The organism is Paracoccus sp. TRP (genome assembly GCF_000185925.1).
Lineage (GTDB): Bacteria > Pseudomonadota > Alphaproteobacteria > Rhodobacterales > Rhodobacteraceae > Paracoccus > Paracoccus kondratievae.
On sequence record NZ_AEPN01000018.1, the window covers coordinates 1 to 21,585 of the forward strand.

The 21,585-nt window shown below is 61.7% G+C and carries 21 protein-coding genes and 1 pseudogene; 17 read left to right on the top strand and 5 right to left on the bottom strand.

Translation table 11 applies throughout. From position 1 onward, the window contains the following. The 3 genes and pseudogenes from PARACOCCUSGL_RS21800 to hpbA form a co-directional block, all read right to left on the bottom strand. Positions 1-240 (bottom strand): annotated as a pseudogene (locus PARACOCCUSGL_RS21800) (transposase); the annotation flags it as partial. A gap of 197 nt (positions 241-437) precedes the next feature. Then, positions 438-1,031 (bottom strand): dimethylsulfonioproprionate lyase family protein, encoded by a 594-nt coding sequence (locus tag PARACOCCUSGL_RS0110970; RefSeq protein WP_029372054.1) that lies wholly within the window; start codon positions 1,029-1,031, stop codon positions 438-440. Positions 1,032-1,067: 36 nt separating this feature from the next. Beyond that, on the bottom strand, positions 1,068-3,104 hold the full coding sequence (gene hpbA, locus PARACOCCUSGL_RS0110975) for an N-methyl-L-proline N-demethylase HpbA (protein ID WP_010396351.1): 2,037 nt from the start codon (positions 3,102-3,104) through the stop codon (positions 1,068-1,070). A gap of 147 nt (positions 3,105-3,251) precedes the next feature. Between hpbA and PARACOCCUSGL_RS0110980 the strand changes: the two genes are divergently transcribed. From PARACOCCUSGL_RS0110980 to PARACOCCUSGL_RS0111000, 5 genes are all read left to right on the top strand, one after another. Further along, positions 3,252-3,890, top strand: coding sequence for a TetR/AcrR family transcriptional regulator (locus PARACOCCUSGL_RS0110980; RefSeq protein WP_029372056.1), 639 nt, complete (start codon positions 3,252-3,254; stop codon positions 3,888-3,890). 388 nt (positions 3,891-4,278) lie between these two features. Next, positions 4,279-5,280: an ABC transporter substrate-binding protein gene (locus PARACOCCUSGL_RS0110985; protein ID WP_010396357.1), complete on the top strand. Its 1,002-nt coding sequence runs from the start codon at positions 4,279-4,281 to the stop codon at positions 5,278-5,280. 74 nt (positions 5,281-5,354) lie between these two features. After that, positions 5,355-6,242: a proline/glycine betaine ABC transporter permease gene (locus PARACOCCUSGL_RS0110990; RefSeq protein ID WP_010396360.1), complete on the top strand. Its 888-nt coding sequence runs from the start codon at positions 5,355-5,357 to the stop codon at positions 6,240-6,242. Then, positions 6,235-7,275, top strand: coding sequence for a glycine betaine/L-proline ABC transporter ATP-binding protein (locus PARACOCCUSGL_RS20525; RefSeq protein ID WP_010396362.1), 1,041 nt, complete (start codon positions 6,235-6,237; stop codon positions 7,273-7,275). The genes PARACOCCUSGL_RS0110990 and PARACOCCUSGL_RS20525 overlap by 8 nt, the downstream gene beginning before the upstream one ends. Continuing rightward, complete coding sequence (locus tag PARACOCCUSGL_RS0111000) at positions 7,272-8,069, top strand: pyrroline-5-carboxylate reductase (RefSeq protein ID WP_010396363.1); 798 nt, start codon at positions 7,272-7,274, stop codon at positions 8,067-8,069. Before PARACOCCUSGL_RS20525 ends, PARACOCCUSGL_RS0111000 begins: the two co-directional genes overlap by 4 nt. A gap of 13 nt (positions 8,070-8,082) precedes the next feature. On the opposite strand, the gene PARACOCCUSGL_RS0111005 is transcribed toward PARACOCCUSGL_RS0111000, so the two are convergent. Further along, positions 8,083-8,958 (bottom strand): LysR family transcriptional regulator, encoded by an 876-nt coding sequence (locus tag PARACOCCUSGL_RS0111005; RefSeq protein ID WP_029372060.1) that lies wholly within the window; start codon positions 8,956-8,958, stop codon positions 8,083-8,085. 112 nt (positions 8,959-9,070) lie between these two features. Here PARACOCCUSGL_RS0111005 and PARACOCCUSGL_RS0111010 point away from each other — a divergent pair, with 112 nt between their 5' ends. Genes PARACOCCUSGL_RS0111010 through PARACOCCUSGL_RS22700 form a run of 3 tightly spaced genes read left to right on the top strand, consistent with a single transcriptional unit; the run spans position 9,071 to position 10,794 of the window. Further along, positions 9,071-10,309 carry an aromatic ring-hydroxylating dioxygenase subunit alpha gene (locus PARACOCCUSGL_RS0111010; protein WP_010396367.1) on the top strand — a complete coding sequence of 413 codons (1,239 nt, stop codon included), beginning with the start codon at positions 9,071-9,073 and terminating at the stop codon, positions 10,307-10,309. Positions 10,310-10,311: 2 nt separating this feature from the next. Next, positions 10,312-10,491: a ferredoxin gene (locus PARACOCCUSGL_RS22695; RefSeq protein WP_010396370.1), complete on the top strand. Its 180-nt coding sequence runs from the start codon at positions 10,312-10,314 to the stop codon at positions 10,489-10,491. 30 nt (positions 10,492-10,521) lie between these two features. Continuing rightward, positions 10,522-10,794 carry a ferredoxin gene (locus PARACOCCUSGL_RS22700; RefSeq protein WP_010396373.1) on the top strand — a complete coding sequence of 91 codons (273 nt, stop codon included), beginning with the start codon at positions 10,522-10,524 and terminating at the stop codon, positions 10,792-10,794. Between the two features lie 242 nt (positions 10,795-11,036). On the opposite strand, the gene PARACOCCUSGL_RS0111025 is transcribed toward PARACOCCUSGL_RS22700, so the two are convergent. Then, entirely contained in the window at positions 11,037-11,987 is a 951-nt protein-coding gene (locus tag PARACOCCUSGL_RS0111025; protein ID WP_010396377.1) for an ornithine cyclodeaminase family protein, read from the bottom strand. A gap of 206 nt (positions 11,988-12,193) precedes the next feature. On the opposite strand from PARACOCCUSGL_RS0111025, the gene PARACOCCUSGL_RS0111030 reads away from it, so the two are divergent. From PARACOCCUSGL_RS0111030 to PARACOCCUSGL_RS0111070, 9 genes are all read left to right on the top strand, one after another. Then, positions 12,194-12,868: a GntR family transcriptional regulator gene (locus PARACOCCUSGL_RS0111030; protein ID WP_010396379.1), complete on the top strand. Its 675-nt coding sequence runs from the start codon at positions 12,194-12,196 to the stop codon at positions 12,866-12,868. A 22-nt stretch (positions 12,869-12,890) separates the two neighbouring features. Continuing rightward, positions 12,891-13,871 (top strand): TRAP transporter substrate-binding protein, encoded by a 981-nt coding sequence (locus PARACOCCUSGL_RS0111035; protein ID WP_010396381.1) that lies wholly within the window; start codon positions 12,891-12,893, stop codon positions 13,869-13,871. A 67-nt stretch (positions 13,872-13,938) separates the two neighbouring features. Continuing rightward, complete coding sequence (locus PARACOCCUSGL_RS0111040) at positions 13,939-14,445, top strand: TRAP transporter small permease (protein ID WP_010396383.1); 507 nt, start codon at positions 13,939-13,941, stop codon at positions 14,443-14,445. Between the two features lie 4 nt (positions 14,446-14,449). Further along, entirely contained in the window at positions 14,450-15,730 is a 1,281-nt protein-coding gene (locus tag PARACOCCUSGL_RS0111045) for a TRAP transporter large permease (RefSeq protein WP_010396385.1), read from the top strand. Between the two features lies 1 nt (position 15,731). Beyond that, positions 15,732-16,775 (top strand): L-idonate 5-dehydrogenase, encoded by a 1,044-nt coding sequence (locus PARACOCCUSGL_RS0111050; RefSeq protein ID WP_010396388.1) that lies wholly within the window; start codon positions 15,732-15,734, stop codon positions 16,773-16,775. A gap of 3 nt (positions 16,776-16,778) precedes the next feature. Continuing rightward, positions 16,779-17,936 carry an alpha-hydroxy acid oxidase gene (locus PARACOCCUSGL_RS0111055; protein WP_010396392.1) on the top strand — a complete coding sequence of 386 codons (1,158 nt, stop codon included), beginning with the start codon at positions 16,779-16,781 and terminating at the stop codon, positions 17,934-17,936. Between the two features lie 18 nt (positions 17,937-17,954). After that, positions 17,955-19,163 (top strand): mannonate dehydratase, encoded by a 1,209-nt coding sequence (gene uxuA, locus PARACOCCUSGL_RS0111060; protein WP_010396394.1) that lies wholly within the window; start codon positions 17,955-17,957, stop codon positions 19,161-19,163. Beyond that, positions 19,160-20,608, top strand: coding sequence for a mannitol dehydrogenase family protein (locus tag PARACOCCUSGL_RS0111065; protein ID WP_010396397.1), 1,449 nt, complete (start codon positions 19,160-19,162; stop codon positions 20,606-20,608). Before uxuA ends, PARACOCCUSGL_RS0111065 begins: the two co-directional genes overlap by 4 nt. Continuing rightward, entirely contained in the window at positions 20,605-21,516 is a 912-nt protein-coding gene (locus PARACOCCUSGL_RS0111070; RefSeq protein WP_010396399.1) for a sugar kinase, read from the top strand. The genes PARACOCCUSGL_RS0111065 and PARACOCCUSGL_RS0111070 overlap by 4 nt, the downstream gene beginning before the upstream one ends. Positions 21,517-21,585: the final 69 nt, after the last annotated feature.

Sequence of the window (21,585 nt, forward strand, 5' to 3'; positions counted from 1 at the left end):
TCGATCCCGGTCTTCTGCGCTTCGGCAGCCTGTTCGGTCATGATCGTGGCGAACACACCCATCCGGCTCCACCGCTTCCAGCGGTTGCAGAACGTCTTCGGCGGGTCATAGGCTGCAGGCGCGTCCTTTCACATCAACCCATTGCGCTGGAAGAAGTTATCCCGCTCAACACCCGCAGGTCATCGGCCCTCGGCCTGCCCGGGACTTCGGAAAGAACGGCCGCAACTGCTCAATTTTCAGGAATGGATTTAATTTACATAATTCGCGTTATCAGCTATTGGGCAGCTGAAGTATTGGTCATCCGGCCACCTCGCGCAGCTGTGTGGTGGCTGGCTGCCCACAAATATAACGCCGGTGTTTTGATGGGGAGCGTGCTGACATATTGCAACGGCGCCCAAAGGGACCAGCATGAACGCCGGTATCACTGCCCCGATATCTTAGCTGCCCATATTGCGAAGCGCCCAGAGTGCGAGCAAAGGCTCATCCTCCGATCGCATGGCATGAATCGCATTCGGCGGCACGTAGAAGCTGCCACCGATCCCCGGCTGAAACCAGTTCCGTCCCGGTTTGCGGAAACTGCCGGGCGAGAGTACCAGATAAGTTTCCTCGGGCATATGCTGATGGTCGGGATAACGCGTACCTGGGGCAAGCAGGCTTAAGCCCAGCCAGATGTCACGCCGCTCTTCAATACCACCGGGACCAAGCAGCATTGCATTGGCATGATTTTCCGCAAACCCGGGGCTGGCGGTGGCGTCTCCTGTTCGTCTTCGCCAGCAGAGCAACGGCGCAAGGCGCCTCACCGCTTGCAAAAGACTGGTGAGATCCCGACCCTCGATCTGCCGGCTCAATGCCTCAGCAAGCCAAATATCCACCACAGGAAGCCTAAGGGGGGCTGCACCCCCCTGCCCCTCGGATCGGCTCGCCTCGGCAATAGCTTCCAGCGAGGCAGGCGAGTTGCCGTCATGGGCACGCGCCTGCATGGCCGGAAGTGCGATATCGAGGAAGTCTTGCAGAACTTGAGGTCTGGGCATCTCGCATTGCCTCCTCATTGGGGGTGCTGTTCGTGTTTACAGATCCTTGACCAGCCTGAGCGCGTCATAGATCGCGGCATGGGTATTCCTCGCAGAGACCGCGTCGCCGATACGGAACAAGCGGAAACGACCCTCGGGATTCTTGTGAACCGCTTGAAGGCGACCCGATGTCAGCGCGTCATAATCCACCTCACCCAGGTTTGCGGATAGCGGCTTCAGCGCAAAATACAGCTCATCCAGCGGCCTGGTGCCGTGGTTAACGACGACCTGATCTACCATCCTGTCACGGGTAAAATCGCCATAGTCGCTGCCCAGCCGCGCCCGCAGCATATTTCCATCGCGCGTCACCGATTGCAGTCGCCAAGTCACGGTAAAGGTAGTGTCCCGTTTTTGCAGGTTACGCATATAAGGTACGAGGTTCATTGCCATGACCTCGGGTGAAAAGCTGCGATCCGGGGTGACAATCTCGACCCTCGCTCCGGTGGCCGAGATCAGATCAGCCGCCTGCAGGGCAGAATGATCGCCAGCATCGTCAAAGATCAGTACATTCCGGCCCGGCTTTACGTCACCCGACAGGATGTCCCATGCCGAGCAGACAAGGTCGTTGCCTTGCCCCAGCACATCGGTATGAGGCAGGCCGCCAGTAGCGATGATGACTTCGTCAGGGGTGGTCGTCAACACATCCTCGGCCTCGGCATAGGTGTTGAAGCGGAAGGTGACGCCCCGCTTTTCGCACTGCGCCATGCGCCAGGCGACGATTGAGATCATCTCGCGCCGACGCTCATCCAGCGCGGTCAGGCGGATCTGGCCCCCAGGTTCATCTGCGGCCTCAAAGACGGTGACTTCATGGCCCCGCTCGGCAGCAACGCGAGCAGCCTCGAGTCCGGCAGGACCAGCGCCCACGATGGTGACACGCTTTCTGGCCGTAGCAGCCGGAATTACATGCGGCATGGTCTCTTCACGACCAGTAGCTGCGTTGTGCAGGCAGAACGCCAGCCCGCCCTGATAAATGCGGTCAAGGCAATAGTTCGCACCAACGCAGGGGCGGATATCATCCTCGCGCCCCTCGATCACCTTGCGGACCAGATGGGGGTCGGCCATATGCGCCCGCGTCATGCCAACCATATCCAGCAGTCCCGAGGCGATGGCATGGCGCGCTGTCGGTACATCCGGGATCTTGGCTGCGTGGAAGGTCGGAAAATCGGTGGCCTTGCGGATCTGCCCCGCGAATTCCAGATGCGGGGCGTTGCGCATCCCCTGCACCGGGATCACATCTGTAAGCCCCGGATCAGTGTCGATGTGACCCCGCACCACGTTCAGGAAATCAACAAGCCCACTGTTCCTGAGCATCTGCGACACCTGCAGCCCCTCGCCAGCGGTCATGCCGCCCGGCTGCATCTGATCACCGGTATAGCGCAGACCGACGATAAACTCGGGTCCGCAACGGTCGCGGATCGCTTGCAGGACCTCAAGCGTAAAGCGCAGCCGGTTTTCCAGAGAACCACCATAGGGCGGGTCAAGTTCATTGGTCAGCGGCGACCAGAATTGTTCAAGCAGATGGCCATAGGCTTCAAGCTCGATACCGTCGACACCCGCCGCCTTCATACGCTCGGCTGCATCAGCAAAGTCGCGGATGATGCGGGTCATGTCCCAGTCCTCGATCCGCTTGGGAAAGGCGCGATGGGCCGCCTCACGCTCATGGCTGGGCGCGACCACCGGCAGCCAGTCCGCCTTGTCCCAGCGTGTGCGGCGTCCCAGATGGGTCAGTTGGATCATCACCGCCGCGCCATGATCGTGACATTCATCGACCAGGCGCTTCATCCAGCCCACAACCTCATCCTTCCAGGCAAGGATGTTGTTAAAGACCGGCGGGCTGTCGCGCGATACTGCTGCCGAACCCGCAGTCATTGTCAGCGCCACACCCGCCTTGGCACGTTCGACATGATAGGCACGGTAGCGGTCTTTTGGCATGCCGTCCTCGGGATAGGCCGGCTCGTGGCTGGTGATCATGATCCGGTTGCGAAGCGTCAGATGCTTCAGCTGAAAGGGCTGCAAAAGAGGATCGTTCGACATGGCTCTGCCTGTGGAGGTGGATTCGTCCCCATAAGCAAGGCGAGAAATGTTCATATGTGTCAATAAAAAATTCACGCATGATCCTAAAGTATGCACCTATGAACAATCGGGTTGAGCCGAATCGTGCAGCGGGCTATGCAGGCAGGCATGGAAAACCTTGTTGCTCCTGAAACGGGCTGGCGTGGGTCACGCGAAGGCTGGCTAGAGGCTGGCTATCGGGCGCTGATCGACAGCGGCATTGACGCGGTTAAAATCCTGCCTCTCGCCCGGCAACTGAACCTGTCGCGTACCAGCTTCTACTGGTTCTTCGAGGATCGAGAGGCGCTGCTGACCGCGCTTATCGAAGGATGGGAGGCGCGGACCACCCGGCCCTTTATCGCTGCGACCCAGGAATATGCCGAGACGCAGACCGAGGCGATGTTGAATCTTTTGGCCTGCTTTCTGCTGGACGCCTTTGATTCCCGACTGGAATTCGCAGTGCGCAGCTGGGCCCTGCAGGATCGTAAGGTGGCGGCGCGGATCGAGGCTGCGGATGAGGCACGGCTTAGTGCCTTGCGCGACATGCTGACCACGTGGGGACACAACCCGGCACTTGCCGATGTGCGGGCGCGCACGATCTATCTGACCCAGATCGGCTATATTTCGATGCGTGCGCAAGAGGATATCGAGACGCGGCTGACACGCATCCCGGCCTATGTTGAAATCTATACTGGCGAGGCCCCGGCCCCGCGTGAAATCGCCCGCTTCAACGCCCGTTTCGTCCCGTTCCGGCGACCGCCACCATGATCGGGACGGCGAGGGAATACGGACCCCCTGCCCCGGAATGTGCATACGGGAATGACGATATCGTTGCAGGATGTGACGCAATCGTTGCATTCCCATGCCCGCGAAGCGGACAGGATAAAACTCAGGCGGCTCTTGATCGTCCGGAAAACCCTTTCACGGCTGGCATCATCTTGTCCGATCTTGCCCCTTCCGACCTAAAACCTCTGGCCCGACGTGCCCCGGCCCCGCCGCTGGTGACCGGGTCGGCCTTCCTTATCAGAATTGCCACGGCGGCGACATGCCAGCCGCGGCGCAAGCCGGCAGGAATATCCTCCTGACCCAAATCAGGCGCCCCGCCTTCGGCGACGGGCCGGGCAGCCGTAACCAATGTCGCCACAGGGAAAGAACCATGAAAAAATCCATTCGTTTCGGCACTGCCCTTGCCCTGCCGCTGATGGCGATGGCCGGGGCTGCCTCGGCCGACTGTGGCAGCCTTTCGATCGCCAGCATGAACTGGCAAAGCGCCGAGGTTCTGGCCGAGCTCGACCGCTTTATCCTGAACGAAGGTTATGGCTGCAATGCCGAGATCGTTGCCGGCGACACCGTGCCCTCGATCACCTCGCTGGTCGAAAAGGGCAAGCCCGAGGTCGTTCCCGAATCCTGGGTGGACCTCATGCCCGAGATCGTCGATGCCGGCTTGAAAGAGGAAAAGATCGTCTCGCTTGGCCGCTCGCTGTCTGATGGCGGCCAGCAGGGCTGGTTCATTCCGCGCTATATGCTGGACGAGCATCCGAACCTGAACAAGATCGAGGAAATCCTCGCCCATCCCGAACTGTTCCCGGCCCCCGAGGATGCCTCGAAAGGCGCGGTGTACAACGGTCCGCAAGGCTGGGGCGGCACTGTCGTCACCACCCAGCTTGCCAAGGCGCTGGATATCGAAAGCCACGGTTTCACGCTGGTTGATACCGGCTCTGCTGCCGGGCTCGATGGCTCGATCGCGCGTGCCTATGAACGCAAAGAGCCGTGGCTCGGCTTCTACTGGGAGCCGACCTCGCTGCTGGGCAAATACGACATGGTCGCAGTCGATTTCGGCATGGAGCACGACCCCGAAGAGTGGAAGCGCTGCACCTCGATTCCTGACTGTCAGGATCCCAAACCGAACGCCTTTCCGGTCGATAACGTCTTTACGCTGGTCTCCAAACAATTCGCTGATGAGGCAGATCCCGCAGTCATCGACTATCTGTCCAAACGCAGCTGGACGAATGAGACTGTGAACAGGCTGATGGCGTGGATGACCGACAACCAGGCCACGAGTGAGGATGGGGCGCGCGAATTCCTGCGCAATAACGAGGCGATGTGGACCCCCTGGGTCACGCCCGAGGCGGCGGAACGCATCAAGGCCGCGCTGTAAGCGCAGCGCCTTTTCCGGGCGGGCGCCGATGCTGCCCGCCCTTCCCTTTCCGATCCAGCGCGGACGAGATCACCATGACATGGTCAACCTCATTTCCCCAGCTCGACGATAGCTATCTTCGTGACCTCAAGAAGGTCATCGATGAAGCATTTCGCAATTTCACCCGCAGTTACGGCGACATGATCGAGGGCTTTTTCAGCCCGCTGCAAACTTTGCTGATCTGGTCCGAACGGCTGCTGACCGGCACCCCCTGGCCGATCATCCTGCTTGTGGTCGCAGGCCTTGCCTGGGGCGCAAGCCGCAGCTGGCGCGTTGTCGTTGGCTCGATCCTGACCCTCGTGCTGATCGGCCTGTTCGGCATGTGGGAGGATACGATGAAAACCGTGTCGATGGTCCTTGCCGCGACGGTTCTTTCGATCATCATCGGCCTGCCACTTGGCATTTTCATGGCTCGTTCTGACCGTTTTCGCGCGGTGCTGAACCCGGTGCTTGACGTGATGCAGACCATGCCAAGCTTTGTCTACCTGATCCCGGTCGTCATGCTTTTGGGTATCGGCAAGGTTCCGGGGCTGATCGCGGTCGTGATCTATGCCCTGCCCCCGATGATCCGCCTGACCAACCTTGGCATCCGGCAGGTCGACCCCGAGGTGCTTGAGGCAGCCGATGCCTTTGGTTCCTCGGCCTGGCAAAAGCTCGTCAAAGCCGAGCTGCCGCTCGCATTGCCGACGATTATGGCAGGGATCAACCAGACCATCATGATGGCACTTGCCATGGTGGTGATTGCCTCAATGATCGGGGTGCAGGGGCTGGGCCAGCCGGTGCTGCGTGCCATCAATAACCAATATTTCACCCTGGGCGTGTTCAACGGTTTCGCCATCGTCGGCATCGCCATTCTGTTCGACCGCATCAGCCAGGCCTGGGGCAAGCGGCTGCAAAAACATCGTGAGGCAAGCCATGGCTGATCCGATCGGTATCGAGATCCGCAATCTTTACAAGATCTTTGGCCCGACGCCGGCCGCCTATGTGGACGCCGTCCGCGCGGGGATGACCAAGGCGGAACTACAGGCAAATCACGGCCATGTGCTGGGCCTGCGCGACATCAATATCTCGATCACGCCGGGCAGCATTCAGGTGATCATGGGCCTGTCCGGCTCGGGCAAATCAACACTGATCCGCCATATCAACCGGCTGATCGACCCGACCACCGGAGAGATCGAGATCGAGGGCCGCAATGTCGTCGACATGTCTCAGGACGAGCTGCGCGAATTCCGCCGCCACAAAACGGCGATGGTGTTCCAGAAATTTGCGCTGCTGCCCCATCGCACCGTGCTAGACAACGCCGCCTACGGGCTTGAAGTACAGGGCATTCCCGAGGCCGAGCGTTACCGCACTGCCATGCGCTGGATTGAGCGGGTCGGCCTGAAGGGCTTTGAAAAGAACTATCCAAGCCAGCTTTCGGGCGGTATGCAACAGCGCGTTGGCCTGGCCCGGGCACTGGCCAATGACGCACCGATCCTGCTGATGGATGAGGCTTACTCGGCCCTCGACCCCCTGATCCGCTATGACATGCAAACCGTGCTGCTGGATCTGCAACAAGAGGTGCGAAAGACCATCGTCTTCATCACCCATGACCTTGATGAGGCGCTACGTATCGGTGACCGGATCGCGCTTTTGCGTGACGGCCTGGTGATCCAGCAAGGCTCGGCACAGGATATCGTGCTGCGTCCGGCCGATGATTACGTCGCGAATTTCGTGCAGCATGTCGATCGTGGCAAGGTGCTCAAGGTGTCATCAATCATGTCACCTGCCCAGGAAGGTACCGGGGACGCGCCCCGCATCGACGCCAACGCCTCGCTGGCCGAGGCGCTTCGTCAGATGGCCGAGGCACGGGTCCAGACACTGCTTGTCACCGCCGGGAATGGGCGCGATGTCGGCACTATCCAGTTCGACAATGCCATCAACGCCTATGCCGGCGGGACAAAGCCGGCGGCATGAGGACCGGCATCATCGGCGCGACAGGCTGGCTTGGCTCTGCGCTGGGCGCGGGCCTCTTGTCGCGCCGCATTTCCCGGCCTGACGAGTTAGTCTTGCTAAACCGCAGCGGCCCAAGACCAGACTATCACGGGTATGAGAACGTCATCTGGGTGGCGAATGCCGCCGATCTGGTCGCGCAAAGCGAAGTGGTGGTCGTTTCGGTCAGGCCCGAGGACTGGGCGGCGCTGGAGCTAAAAGCGGATGGACGGCTCATCATCTCGTTCATGGCCGGGATCGACGCCCGTACCCTGTCGCGTTGCAGGGGGCGGATCGTTCGTGCCATGCCCAACGCTGCGGCCGAGATCGGCGCGTCCTACTCCCCCTTCTGGGCCGCCGAAGGGGTAAGCGAGGCCGACAGGGCCACGGTCCGGCGCCTACTGTCAGCCATAGGCACCACGGACGAGCTTGAGACCGAAGCTCAGATTGACCTCATGACCGCCCTGCCCGGCTCAGGTGCGGCCTATCCGGCAATGATGGCGGTTGCGATGGCCGGGTTCATGCGGGCACAGGGTGTATCTGATGTCATCGCCTGGCGCGCCGCCGAGGCGGCTGTTGTCGGCGGCGCGCGGCTGCTTGAAGGTCGGATGGCCGAGGCACCGGAGCTGCTCGCCGCCTATCGTGGCTATCGTGGCACCACCGCTGCCGGGATCGAGGCCGCCGAAGCTGCCGGGTTTACCAAGGCCGTAACCGTTGCGTTGGCGGCGGCTACCGACAAGGCAAGACGCATGACCATTGACGCGGGTGATCAGGTCTGACCACCCCTGCCGCCTATCCCTGCGTCAGCCAATCTGCAAAAAGCCGCGCGCGTTTTGAGGCGCGCGGGCTAAGCCGCAGGGAAAAGGCCAAGGGCGAAGGGATGCTTTCCGGGACCAGACAGGTCAGCCGCCCGGCTTGAAGGGCACGCGGCATCAAACCTTCCCACCCCATCACCGCGCCGACATCATCCTCGGCCGCCTGCAGCGCAATCATATGGTTGGTGACAAACAGGCCTCGACCCGTCGGAGGCGGATGGCCAAGCGCCCGGAACCAATCGCTCCAATTCGTCCAGCCGTTATTGTCATCGTTCATATGGATCAAAGGGGCGCGCAGCAGGTCTTCAACCCGGCTGATTGAATGCTCTTTGGCAAAGCGTAGCGTGCCATAGGCGCGGATCTGGTCGCGGAATATCTCGCGCCATTCGCCACTGTCATCGCCCGTCGCAGCATAGCCGATGCTGAGGTCGTGGCGGCTTGTCGTAGCGGCCACATCACTGATGATCTGCGAGACGGTGATTTCGGGGTGAATTTTCCAGAATGCGGTAATCTTTGGCGTCAGCCACAGCGCGCTGACGGCGGTGGTGGCGCGAATGGTCACGTCGGCGGTATCCGGCCGATCACGCAGCTGACTGACGGTATCCGATATTGTCTCAAAGCCGCGTTGCAGCGCGACCAGCAGGAATGCCCCCTTTTCCGTCAGCTCGACCCCGCGATGGCGGCGCAAGAACAGCGCGCAGCCCAGATCCTGCTCAAGCGCCTTGATCTGATGGCTGATCGCGGCAGGGGTCACGTTCATCTCTTGTGCGGCAGCCTTGAAGCCAAGGTTGCGGGCTGCCGCTTCAAAACAGATCAGCGCCGTCATTGAGGCAAAGTCATAGGGGCTGGGCACGGCGGTCCCTCAATTTAGATGAACTAATCCAGGATGAAAATTTATGCCGTTGTCAAGCAGGCTTCTTCTGACGGATTACCGGATAAGTTCAATCCTCAGCGGGAAGCCGAAAATGAACGCCACCCATCCTGATATTCGTACCCTGCTTCAACGCCGCATTCCCGGTCGTGCGCTGGAGCAGCCCTTTTACACCTCGGCCGAGATCTATCAGCAGGATCTTGAGAATATCTTCTACCGCGAGTGGCTTTATGCCATCCCGGCCTGCCAGCTTGCAAAACCCGGCGCCTATGCCACCATGCGTATAGGCGCCTATAACATCGTCATTGTCCGGGGTCGCGACGATCAGATCCGCGCCTTTCACAACTCATGCCGGCATCGCGGTTCAATCATCTGCAAAGAGCATCAGGGCAAGGTCGCAAAGCTGGTCTGCCCCTATCATCAATGGACCTACGACCTTGACGGCTCATTGGTTTGGGCAAGCAATATGGGCCCCGATTTCGACCCGGCGCGGCATGGGTTGCGGCCGGTCGCGCTGCGCAATCTCAGGGGGCTGATTTATGTCTGCCTGTCAGATGATCCCCCGGATTTCGACGATTTCGCCCGGCAGGCCGCCCCTTATCTGGAGGTCCATGACCTTGAGGATGCCAAGGTCGCCCATAGCTCGACGATCATCGAAAAAGGCAACTGGAAGCTGGTCTGGGAAAACAACCGCGAATGCTATCATTGCAGCGGTAACCACCCTGCCCTGTGCCGGTCATTCCCGCTGGACCCCGAAGTTGCGGGCGTCGCAGCTGATGGCTCGATCTCAGCACGGCTGCAGGCGCATTTCGACCGTTGCGCGGCGGCGGGCGCTCCGGCGCAGTTCCTGCTGTCAGGGGACGGACAGTTCCGGCTTGCACGGATGCCGCTGCAGGAAACCGCGGTCAGCTATACGATGGACGGCAAGGCCGGGGTACAAAAGCCACTTGGCCGGGTGGCGCTGCCTGACGCGGGTTCACTGTTGGCGTTCCATTACCCCTCGACCTGGAATCATTTCCTGCCCGACCATTCGCTGACGTTCCGGGTCATGCCGATCAGCCCGACCGAAACCGAGGTGACAACCACATGGCTTGTTCACAAGGATGCAGTTGAGGGCGTCGATTATGACCTCAAACGCCTGACCGAGGTCTGGATCGCCACCAATGACGAGGATCGCGAGATCGTCGAGACGAACCAGCAGGGCATCCTTTCGCCGGCCTATGTCCCCGGTCCCTATGCGCCCGACTGGGAAAGCGGGGTGATCCAGTTCATCGACTGGTATGCCGCGTGGATGGAACGTGCCCTCATCCCTGAACGCATGGCAGCCGAGTGACGATGACCGCAGCGACAAGACCCGCCCTGTCCTTTTGGAGCGATACCGAAGAGCTGGAAAGCGTCTCATGCCTGGAAGAGGTGCCGAATGTTATGACCTTTGCATTCCGCAGCCCTTCGGGGGCGCTTTTCACCTATGAGCCGGTGCCTCAGGGTATCGGGCATCGGACCTCTGCCATCTAATCCTCGCCCTCGCGGCCGGGATCGCTGACGGTGACGGTCAAGGCCCGGCCGGGTTCGGTCGGCACGCGCTGGATGCTTGATCATCTGCGCCCCCGGGTATGCGCCTGCGTGCCCGGGGAACCGGGCGGCAGCTTTTCGATCCTGCGCCGGCCTGCAGCGAAATACCTGCTCATCTCGGCCGGGTCAGGCATCACGCCAATGATGTCGATGACGGCATTTCCATATGATTTCTGGCGCGCGCCAGAAATTGTCTTTGTCAACTGCCCACGCCGTCCACAAAGGTCGCATCGCTACACGAACTGATGCCCGAGGTGATCTTTGCCGCCTTGGGCAAAAGCCTGCGTGCCGGCACATCGGGAAACCATCATGAACACCGTTCGGGCTGGGGCATGGGGATCTGCGGCACCTGTCAGGTGCTGAAACCCTTGGGTCAGGTTCAAATGGTTCATAACGGCGGGATCACCGACGAGGACGTCGATGCCGACTATAATTCTGGCCTGCTGCGCGCGTCCCCTGGGCGATGTCGTGATCGACCTGTGACGTCCTCAGACCGCCATGGCGCGGGCGATCCAGGCAGCAATCATCAGATCCAGATGCGCGCCGCCACCATTCTTGAAAACGGTGATCTCATCGTTGGATTGACGGCGGCGAGCGTCGGACTGCACGAGGTCGTAAAGATCGCCAAGCACGCTACCCGCCGTAATCGCGCCCGAGGCGATGGGCATCATCAGCTCTCCGATATGGCCAAGCGTGGTGGCACGGCTGTCCACGAACAGCGCGCCTTTCGCCATCAACGCATCATCGGCCTCTCGCATATCGGCCTTAAAGGCACCGATCAGATCGACATGGGTACCGGGCCGGACCCAATCGCCCAGAATGACTGGCTGGCGTGCCATGGTAGCCGATGAGATGATATCGGCATCTGCCGCCGCCGCCCTCAGATCCGTCACAGCAATCAGATCAGCGTTGACCCCTTCGAGCCTTGCGACCAGATCCTGTGCCTGCTCGGGTCGTCGAGACCAGATCGAAACACGCTCAATGCCGGACAGCACTGCCGTATAAGCTTTGACAAGGCTTGTCGCCACCGTCCCCGCCCCGACGATCAGCAGATGCCGGCTGTCGGCGCGTGCAAGCAGGCTGGCCCCAAGCACGGAATCTGCAGCAGTCTTGAATTCGGTGACTAGCGGGCTGTCCACGATCGACAAAAGCCCGCCGGTATCGTGGTCAAAGACCAGCATTGCCCCCTGAACCGTCGGCAGCCCCCGCGCGGCATTGCCGTCAAGCACGGTAAAGGTTTTGGCTCCATAACCCAGCCCCTCGATATAGGCCGAGCGGCTCATCATCGTTCCGGTCGGCGGGCCAAGAAAGGCGTCCCGGATCTCGGCACGCGGCAGGGTGTGACCATGACGCAGGGCCTCAACCGCATCGACCCATTTCAGCCGTCCAATCGCATCCCGATACGAAAGAAACTGCGGCGCAGAACCCTTGTTTGTCATGGATAGCGATGCCTCCTGTGCTGTGATCGCGGACCGGCGCCCGTGCCGGCATGGTCCCGGCATATCGGCCATTTTTCCCAGCGATGGTCAATCTTTCCTCCATCAAATCATGTGTGAAATCGTCCGGTTCAGTTCGATACTCAGGCAAAGTATTTACTAGTATGCAAGTATGCATTATGAATTGAGCGGGAAGAGGAATCATCTCAATGCAGCCAACCATCGACTTTACGCTTTCGACGGCGCCCCAGGTTTATGACTGGTTGCGGGATGCCATTCTGCGCGGGGCCCTGCCCCCCGGCACACGGCTAAGCGAGACCGAGATCGGCCAGCAGATCGGTGTCAGCCGCCAGCCGGTGCGCGAAGCCTTCATCCGGCTGACCGCCGACGGGCTGGCCGAGGTTCGACCCCAGCGGGGAACCTATATCCGCCGGATCTCGATTTCGGCGGTGCTTTCGGCCCGGCTGATCCGCGAGGCAGTGGAAAGCGACCTGATCCGCATGCTGGCCGAACAGGCAGACGACAAGCTGATCACACAGCTGGATCAGGAAATCGCCGAGCAAAGCGAAGCCGTGGCCCGCGATGACGCCGAAACCTTCGTACGCCTTGACGACCGTTTTCATCGCCTGCTGGCCGTCGCCGTCGGACAAGAGGCGGTGTGGGAGGTGCTTGAGGGCCTCAAATCCCAGATGAACCGGCTGCGCTACATCACGGCGCGAACCTTCGACATACAAAAGCTTATCGGCCAGCACGCCGAAATCGTGGACGGTCTGCGCAATCACGACCCCGCGCTGGCCGAGGCCGCAATGCGCCGCCATCTGCGCGAACTGCTGAACGACCTGCCCGAAATCAGCCGCAGCCGACCCGAACTTTTCATACCCTGACGTATCATCCCGGAGGAGAACGATGATCACCCTGAACCGTCGCCGCTTTGCGGCGCTGGCCATGGCCTGCCTGACCGCTGCATCTGCCCTGACCGCCTCGGCCGCTGAACTGACGCTCAAGCTTGGCCATCTCGCCAATGAACAGAACTCCTGGCACAAGGCCTCGCTGAAATTCGCCGAAGAGCTTGAGCAGCGGACCCAAGGCCGCATCGCAGTCGAGGTGTTCCCCAACGACTCGCTTGGCCGCGAGATGGACCTGATCAACGGCATGCAGCTGGGCACGGTCGAAATGACCATCACCGGCGAAAGCCTGCAGAACTGGGCGCCGATGGCGGCGCTGTTGGCCATCCCCTATGCCTATCGCTCGCTTGAGCATATGGATGAGGTCGCAGCAGGAGAGATCGGCGAAAAGATCAAGGCGCAGATCATCGAACGCGCCCAGGTCCGCCCCATCGCTTATTTCGCGCGCGGCCCGCGCAACCTGACCGCAAACCGCGCCATCACCAACCCGGGCGAACTGAACCGGATGCGGCTGCGGGTCCCGAACGTGCCGCTGTTCGTCGACACCTGGACCGCGCTAGGCGCCCAGCCGACGCCGATGGCCTTTTCCGAAGTGTTCACCTCGCTGCAAAACGGCACAATCGACGGGCAGGAAAACCCGGTGGCACTGATCCAGACTGCCTCGCTTAACGAGGTGCAAAGCCATGTGAACCTGACCGAACATGTGCGCAGCTGGATCTATCTGACCATCGCCGAGCAGGTCTGGCAGGGCCTTTCGGAAGAGGATCAGGGCCATGTGATGGAGGCCGCCCGCATCGCCCAGGAATACGAGCGTCAGCAGTTTCTGCAGGATGAGGATGCGATCCGCGCCGATCTCGAGGCCAAGAGTATGTCCTTTGTCGAGGTTGATCAGAAAGCTTTTGCCGACGCCTCGCGAGAAGCAGTGATCAAGAGCGTCGACGAAAGCATTCGTCCCATCGTCGAAGATCTCTTCAAACAGTGACCGCAACCTTGTGTCCTCCGGCCTGTCCCTTTTGCGGGCCGGCAAATGCCATCAGGGGTTTGGAACCATGAAAAATCTGGCTCTCTTGCAGCGCGGTCTTGCGGCACTTTGCCGGTTCGCCATCGGCGTGGTCTTCTTTGCGCTGATCGCGGTGGTTACGCTTCAGATCACCACACGTACCTTTGGCCTGCCCTCACCGGTCTGGACCGAAGAGCTGTCGCGCTATCTGCTGCTTTACATGACGGCGCTGGGCATCGGCATGTCGCTGATGACGGGCGAACTGGTGAACGTCGACCTGTTGCAGGAAACCGTATCAGCAAGCCGGGCATGGTGGATGCGCCTTATTGCCGCCATCTGCACGGCCGGGCTGGGCGCGGTGATGATCTGGCCGGCATGGAAATTCACCAGGATCGGGGCATTCCAGCAATCCCCAAGCCTGCGCTGGCCGATGGACATCATTCATGCCTCGGTGCTGCTGCTGTCCGTGATGCTGTTTCTTTTCGCCCTTTTGCGTGTGATCGGCATGATCGCGGGCAACGATGACGGGCGGCCCCATCTTTCTGAGGAAGCCTGAGTCCATGGATCTGTTCCTGCTTCTGACCACTTTCGTCGTCACGCTGGCACTGGGCGTGCCGGTTGCCGTCTGTCTTGGGCTTGCATCGCTGGCCTATATCCTGTCGGCTGGGCTGCCGGTGGTGATCATTCCGCAGCGCATGTATGCCGGCATGGATGTTTTTGTGCTGCTGTGCATCCCGGGCTTTATCCTTGCCGGGAACCTGATGAACTTTGGCGGCATCACCGAGCGGATCATCCGGCTTGCCAATGCGCTGGTCGGCTGGATGCGCGGCGGGCTTGCACTGGCCAATGTCGCGGATTCGATGATGTTCGGCGGCGTCTCGGGCACTGCCGTTGCCGATGTCGCCGCAACCGGCGGAGTGATGATCCCCGGCATGAAGAAATCCGGCTATCCCGGCGATTTTGCCGCTGCGATCACCGCCGCCTCGTCCACCGTCGGCCCGATGCTGCCGCCAAGCGTCCCGATGATCATCGTCGGCGCGCTGTCGGGCATCTCGGTCGGCCAGCTGTTTCTTGCGGGGGCGGTACCGGGCGTTCTGATGGGCATCGCCATGGGGGTGACCTGCTACATCCTCGCCGTACGCCGCAACTATCCGCGGCAAGAGTGGAAAGGTTTCAGCGAACTGCTCGCAGCATTCCTGTCGGCGTTCTGGGCCTTGGCCATGACCGGCCTGATCATCGGTGGCCTTCTGACCGGCATTGCCACCCCGACCGAAACCGCGATCGTTGCCTGCCTTTACGCCTTTGTCGTCGGTGCCTTCATCTACCGCGAATTGCCGATCCGCGCTGTGCCCCGCATTGTCATCGACAGCGCCATCTCTTCGGCTGGAATTCTGGCGCTGGTGGGTTTTGCCAACGTCTTTGGCTCGATCCTCGCGTCCGAACGTATTCCGCAAATGCTGGTCAACAGCGTGTTGGCGATCACCGACAACCCGATCCTGGTCATTCTGCTGATCAACATCCTGCTGCTGTTCGTCGGCATGTTCATGGAGACGATCGCCGCGCTTATCATCCTGTTCGTGCCTTTGCTGGGACTTGCGACCAGCGTCGGGATCGAGCCGCTGCATTTTGCGACCTTCGCGGTCCTGAACCTGATGATCGGGCTGACCACGCCTCCGGTCGGGGTGTGCCTGTTTGTCGCCTGCAACATCGCACGCGAACCGCTGGCGCGGGTAATCAGTGCCGTGATCCCCTTTCTTATCTCGAACATCATCGTACTGCTGCTGGTGTCCTATTACCCGCCCTTTGCCACCTGGCTGCCGTCGACACTGATGGGGAACTGACATGGCACAAGAGATCGCCTGCCGCCTGTATGCTGCCCGCGACCTGCGGATCGAGCCCTTGGCCCAACCGCAGCCCGGCGGGGACGTCGCCCTGATCCGCGTTCTGCGCGGGGGCATCTGCGGATCGGACCTGCATTACTATCACGACGGCGGCTTTGGACCGGTCAGGGTACGTGAACCCATCGTTCTGGGCCATGAGGCCGCCGGGGTGGTCGAGGCCGCCCCCGCAGGCTCGGGCCTTGCGCCGGGTCAGCTGGTGGCACTGTCACCCTCGCGTCCTTGCGGCGAATGCGAGTATTGCCGCGCGGGCGAGGATCGGCACTGCCTGGCAATGCGCTTTAGCGGTTCAGCGATGCGCCTGCCGCATGAGGATGGATTTTTCCGCAGTCGGCTGTACCACCCCGTCGCGCAATGCCTGCCGCTGCCCAATGATATCGGGGCAGAGGCCGCAGCCGGGGCCGAGCCTTTGGCGGTCTGTCTGCATGCCCTGACCATGGCGCCCGACCTTTCGGACCGTCGCGTGCTGATCACAGGCGCTGGCCCCATCGGCGCGATCTGCACCGCACTTGCCCGTCTGCACGGTGCTGCAGAAATCATTGTGACCGATGTTCAGGACTTCACCTTGGGGATCGCGCGCCGCATGGGGGCCGACCGTGCGGTAAACGTTGCCGAAAACCCCGAGGCGCTGAATGATCTGGCCGAGGGCAAGGGGCGCGTCGACGTGGTGCTGGAATGCTCGGCCAATCCCCATGCCATCGCGCAGGCCATCAGTATGACCCGCCCGCAGGGCACCATCGTTCAGATCGGTGTCGCGGGCACCCTGCCCCTGCCGCTGAACCTGATCGTCGCCAAAGAGCTACGCGTCTTTGGCACCCACCGGTTTGACCGCGAGTTTGCACAAGCGGTCCAGATGATCAGCACAGGCCGGATCGACCTGTCGCCCATGGTTACAGAAACCCTGCCTGCGACCGAGGCGCAGCGCGCCTTTGACCTTGCAGGCGACCGGACTCAGGCGGTCAAGGTTCAGCTTGATTTCGGGGCCTGAACGATGCCAGTAATCACCGAAATCGAGGACTTGCGCCGCCTGCACCGGCAACGTGTCCCGCGTATGTTCTATGATTATGTCGATGTCGGGGCCTGGACCGGCAGCACCTATCGCGCCAATCGTGCCGATTTCGGACGGATCCTGCTGCGCCAGCGCGTTGCCCGCAATATCGAGAACCGCAACCTTGCAACCACCATGCTGGGCCAGCCGGTCTCAATGCCTCTGGCGCTGGCGCCGGTCGGGCTGTTGGGTATGCAGCACCCGGACGGAGAGATCTGCGCCGCCCGTGCTGCGCTGGCTGCAGGCGTACCCTTTACGCTTTCGACCATGTCCATGTGCTCGATCGAGGATGTGGCCAGGGCGACAGGCGCACCTTTCTGGTTCCAGCTCTATACCCTGCGGGACGAAGAGTTTCTGGACAGCGTCCTTGACCGGGCCCGCCGCGCCGGGGTCTCGGCCCTGGTGCTGACGCTGGACCTGACCATTCAGGGTCAGCGCCATAAGGACTTAAAGAATCGCATGACCGCGCCACCGCGCATGACCTTGCCAAACCTCATTGATATCGCGATGCATCCCCGCTGGGCCTTGGGGATGCTGCGCACGCGCCGGCGCAGCTTTGGCAATATCGTCGGCCATGCACGCGGGGTCACCAGTCTGGGTGATCTGATGGACTGGACCTCGCGCCAGTTCGATCAGCGGCTTGACTGGGCGCGGGTCGAACAGATCATCCGCAAATGGGGCGGGCCGGTGATCCTTAAAGGCATCAACGACCCCGAGGACGCCCGCCGCGCGCTGGATACCGGTTGCGCCGCGATCCTTGTGTCGAACCACGGCGGGCGTCAGCTTGACGGCGCGCCTTCGACCATCCGCGCCCTGCCCTTGATCCGTCGCGCTGTCGGGCCGGACTTCCCGCTTTATCTCGACAGCGGAATCCAGTCCGGACAAGAGGCGCTGAAAGCCATCGCCAGCGGTGCGAACGGCGTCTTTATCGGCCGCGCCTTTACCTATGGCCTTGGCGCCATGGGTCAGAAGGGGGTCGAGACGGCGCTCACCATCCTGCGGCGCGAAATGGACATCACCATGGCGCTTTGCGGCGTCAATGATATCAGGAATTTCGGTCCCGAATGCCTCTGGCCCGGGGACCGAGGCAATGCTGCCTGAAGAATAAGGAACAAACGAATGCGACATACCTGGCGCTGGTTCGGTCCCAAAGACAGGGTCTCGATCGACGACATGCTGCAGGCGGGGGTACAGGGCGTGGTCACCGCGCTGCACCATGTGCCCACGGGTACCGTCTGGTCGCCCCAGGAAATCGCCCGTCGGCAGGCTGAACTGTCGGTGATGACCGATGGTGCGCCCTCGGGGCTGAAATGGGAGGTCGTCGAAAGCCTGCCCGTCAGCGAGGCGATCAAGACCCAGACCGGCGATTGGCGCGGCCATGTCCAGAACTGGATCACTTCGATGCGCCATCTTAAGGCCGCAGGAATCGAGGTGATCTGCTATAACTTCATGCCGGTTCTGGACTGGACGCGCACCGATCTGGCCTGGCGGCGGCCGAATGGCGCGCGCTGCATGCGCTTTGATCTGATCGACTTTGCGGCCTTCGATCTGCATATACTGCAACGCAAGGGTGCAGCCGAGGATTTCCCGGAAGAGCTGCGCGATGAGGCCGGCCGCCGCTTTGCCGCCATGGACGAAACGCGCCGCAAGGAACTGGCAGGCAACGTCGTCTTTGGCCTGCCCGGCGCGGCTGAGCATTTCACGCTTGAGGACGTGCGGGCGCTGCTGGACAGCTACGCACCGGTGACGGATGCGGTTCTGCGCCGGAACTTTCATGACTTCCTTGAACAGGTGGTTCCCGTCGCGCAAGAGATCGGCGTGCGCCTGTGCTGCCACCCAGACGATCCGCCCTTCCCACTGCTGGGCTTGCCCCGCGTCATGTCGACCGAGGCCGATTATGCCGAACGTATGGCAGCGGTCGACCTGCCGGCAAATGGCATCACGCTTTGCTCGGGCTCACTTGGGGCTCGGCCTGAAAATAACCTGCCCGGCATGATGGAACGGCTGGGCGACCGGGTGCATTTCCTGCATCTGCGCAACGTGCGCCGTGACACCGACACGGCCCCCTGTTCGTTCTTCGAGGATGAGCATCTGGCCGGTCAGACCGATATGATCGCGCTGATCGCCGCCGTTCTGCGCGAAGAGGCCCGACGCCGCGACGCTGGCCGCTCTGACGCATTGATCCCGATGCGCCCGGATCATGGTCAGGACATTCTTGACGATATCGGCCGTGGTGGCCAGCCGGGCTATCCCGCCATTGGCCGACTGAAAGGGCTCGCTGAGCTGCGCGGGGTTGAGCTGGCCCTTAGCCACGGGGCGCGGCTGTGACCGCGCGCCTGACCAGCCTTGACGGTCTGCCGCCCGAGGTCGCACTGCCCGGCTATGACCGGGCGGCGCATGGGTTTGGCATTCTGCATCTTGGGCTCGGGGCGTTTCATCGCGCCCATCAGGCCGTCCATACCGATGATGCACTGGCGGCAGAGGGCGGGGACTGGCGCATCATTGGCGCCAACCTGCGCAGCCGCGACATCCCCGAGGCTATGAACGCACAGAACGGGCTGTTCACCGTGCTTGAACGGTCCGGGACCGATCGCGCCCGGATCATCGGTGCCCATGGCCCGGCAATCGGCGGAGATGCGGCGGCGATCCTGCGCACAGCCTGTGGCCCCAAAATCCGCATCCTGTCGCTGACCGTTTCGGAAAAGGCCTATGGGATCGACCGCGCCGCGATGGATGCAGATCCTACCCATCCCGCCGTTGCCACCGACTTGGCCCGGCCGCAAGAACCGCAGGGCGTTCTGGGGATCATCACCGCCGCGCTTGCGGCCCGCCGCAAGGCCGGGGTCGCACCTTTCACTGTCCTTAGCTGCGACAACCTGCCCGACAATGGCCCTCTGCTGCGGGCCGGTGTGCTGGGGTTCGCCCGCCGCCTTGACACCGATCTGGGCGCGTGGATCGCGGATCATGTCGCCTTTCCGGCCACCATGGTGGACCATATCACCCCCGCCACGACCAAGCGCACGCTTGCCGATGTCGAGACGATGACCCTGTGCCGCGATCTTGCCGCAGTAGAAACCGAGCCGTTCAGCCAATGGGTGATCGAGGATCGTTTCCCGCAAGGCCGCCCGGCGTGGGAGGCAGGGGCCGCGCTTTTCGTCAGCGATGTTCGCCCCCATGAGGCGATGAAGCTGCGTATGCTGAACGGCAGCCACTCACTCATCGCATATGCCGGGCAGATGCTCGACCTGCTTCATGTGCGTGACGCGATGGCAGATGCGCCGCTGGTCGCACTGATCCGCCGTCACATGCAGGCAGCGGCGGCCACTCTGCCCAAAGAGGCCGGACTCGATCCCGACGCCTATGCCGAGGCGTTACTTGCCCGCTTTGCCAATCCGGCTATCGCCCATCAGACCCGCCAGATCGCCATGGACGGGACCGAGAAACTGCCACAACGCTGGTTTGCCCCGGCAGCTGATCTGCTGCGCGCGGGGGGCGATACCGGCCCCTATGCTTTTGCAACCGCGATCTGGCTGGCCTGGCTTGCCTCGGTGACCCAGCCACCGGACGATCCGCGCGGGGCGCTGCTTTTGGATCTGGTGCGCAAAGCGGGCGCAGATAATGAGGCACTGACCCGTTCAATCCTTGCGCTGCCGGGGCTTGTCCCGCCGGATCTGGCCGCAAACGCGGGGTTCGTCAGCGCGGTGCAGGAAAACCTTGCCCATATCCGCCGCGACGGATTACGTGCGGCCATCACGACAGAGCTGAATTCATGAGCAAGACGATCCTTTCCATCGGTGAGGCAATGGTCGAGCTGTCGCCATCGGGTCAGGACGGGCTGTGGCGGCTGGGCATTGCCGGGGACACGCTGAATACCGCATGGTATCTGCGCCATCAGCTGTCCTCCGACTGGCGCATTGCATATTGCAGCCGCATCGGCATGGGGCAGTTTTCGCAACAGATGGTCGATTTCCTGACCGGCGAGGGGATCGACGCCACCCACGTCTCTCGCGACCCACAGCGCGAAATTGCGCTTTACGCCATCTCGCTAAAGGATGGCGAGCGCAGCTTCAGCTATTGGCGCGACACCTCGGCGGCAAAGCGTCTGGCGGACGATCCGACTGTGCTTGCCTCAGCCCTGCAAGGGACGGCGATCGCCTATTTCTCGGGTATCACGCTTGCCATCCTGCCCGACGCGGGCCGCAAAGTTCTGATTCAGGCGCTTAGCGCCGCCCGCGCCGCGGGCACTCAGGTGGTCTTTGACCCTAACTTGCGCCCCCGGCTGTGGCCGGATCTGCCAGTCATGCGCAATGAGATCGAAGCCGCTGCCGCCATCGCCGATCTCGTCCTGCCAAGCTTTGACGATGAGCACAGCTTTTTCGGCGACGGCGATCCGCAGGCAACGATTGCCCGCTATCTAAGCCGGGGGGCGGGGCAGGTGGTGGTCAAGGCGGGCGGTGCCGCGATCCACTATGGCGGCCGCGAGGGCGCAGGGTTGATCAAGGATCTGCCGCGTGAAACCCCGGTCGATACCACCGCCGCCGGCGACAGTTTCAACGCCGGATATCTGGCTGCACGTATCGGCGGAGCCGATATTCCTGCCGCGATCCATGCTGCGCATGACCTCAGCCGGAAGGTGATCCTTAACCACGGCGCATTGGTCCGTGAGGCAGTGGCGCGGTAAGATGGTCACGAAACGACAGCAGATGCCCTTGGGCGAAATGCTTCAGGTTCTGACACTGGGTGATGTGCG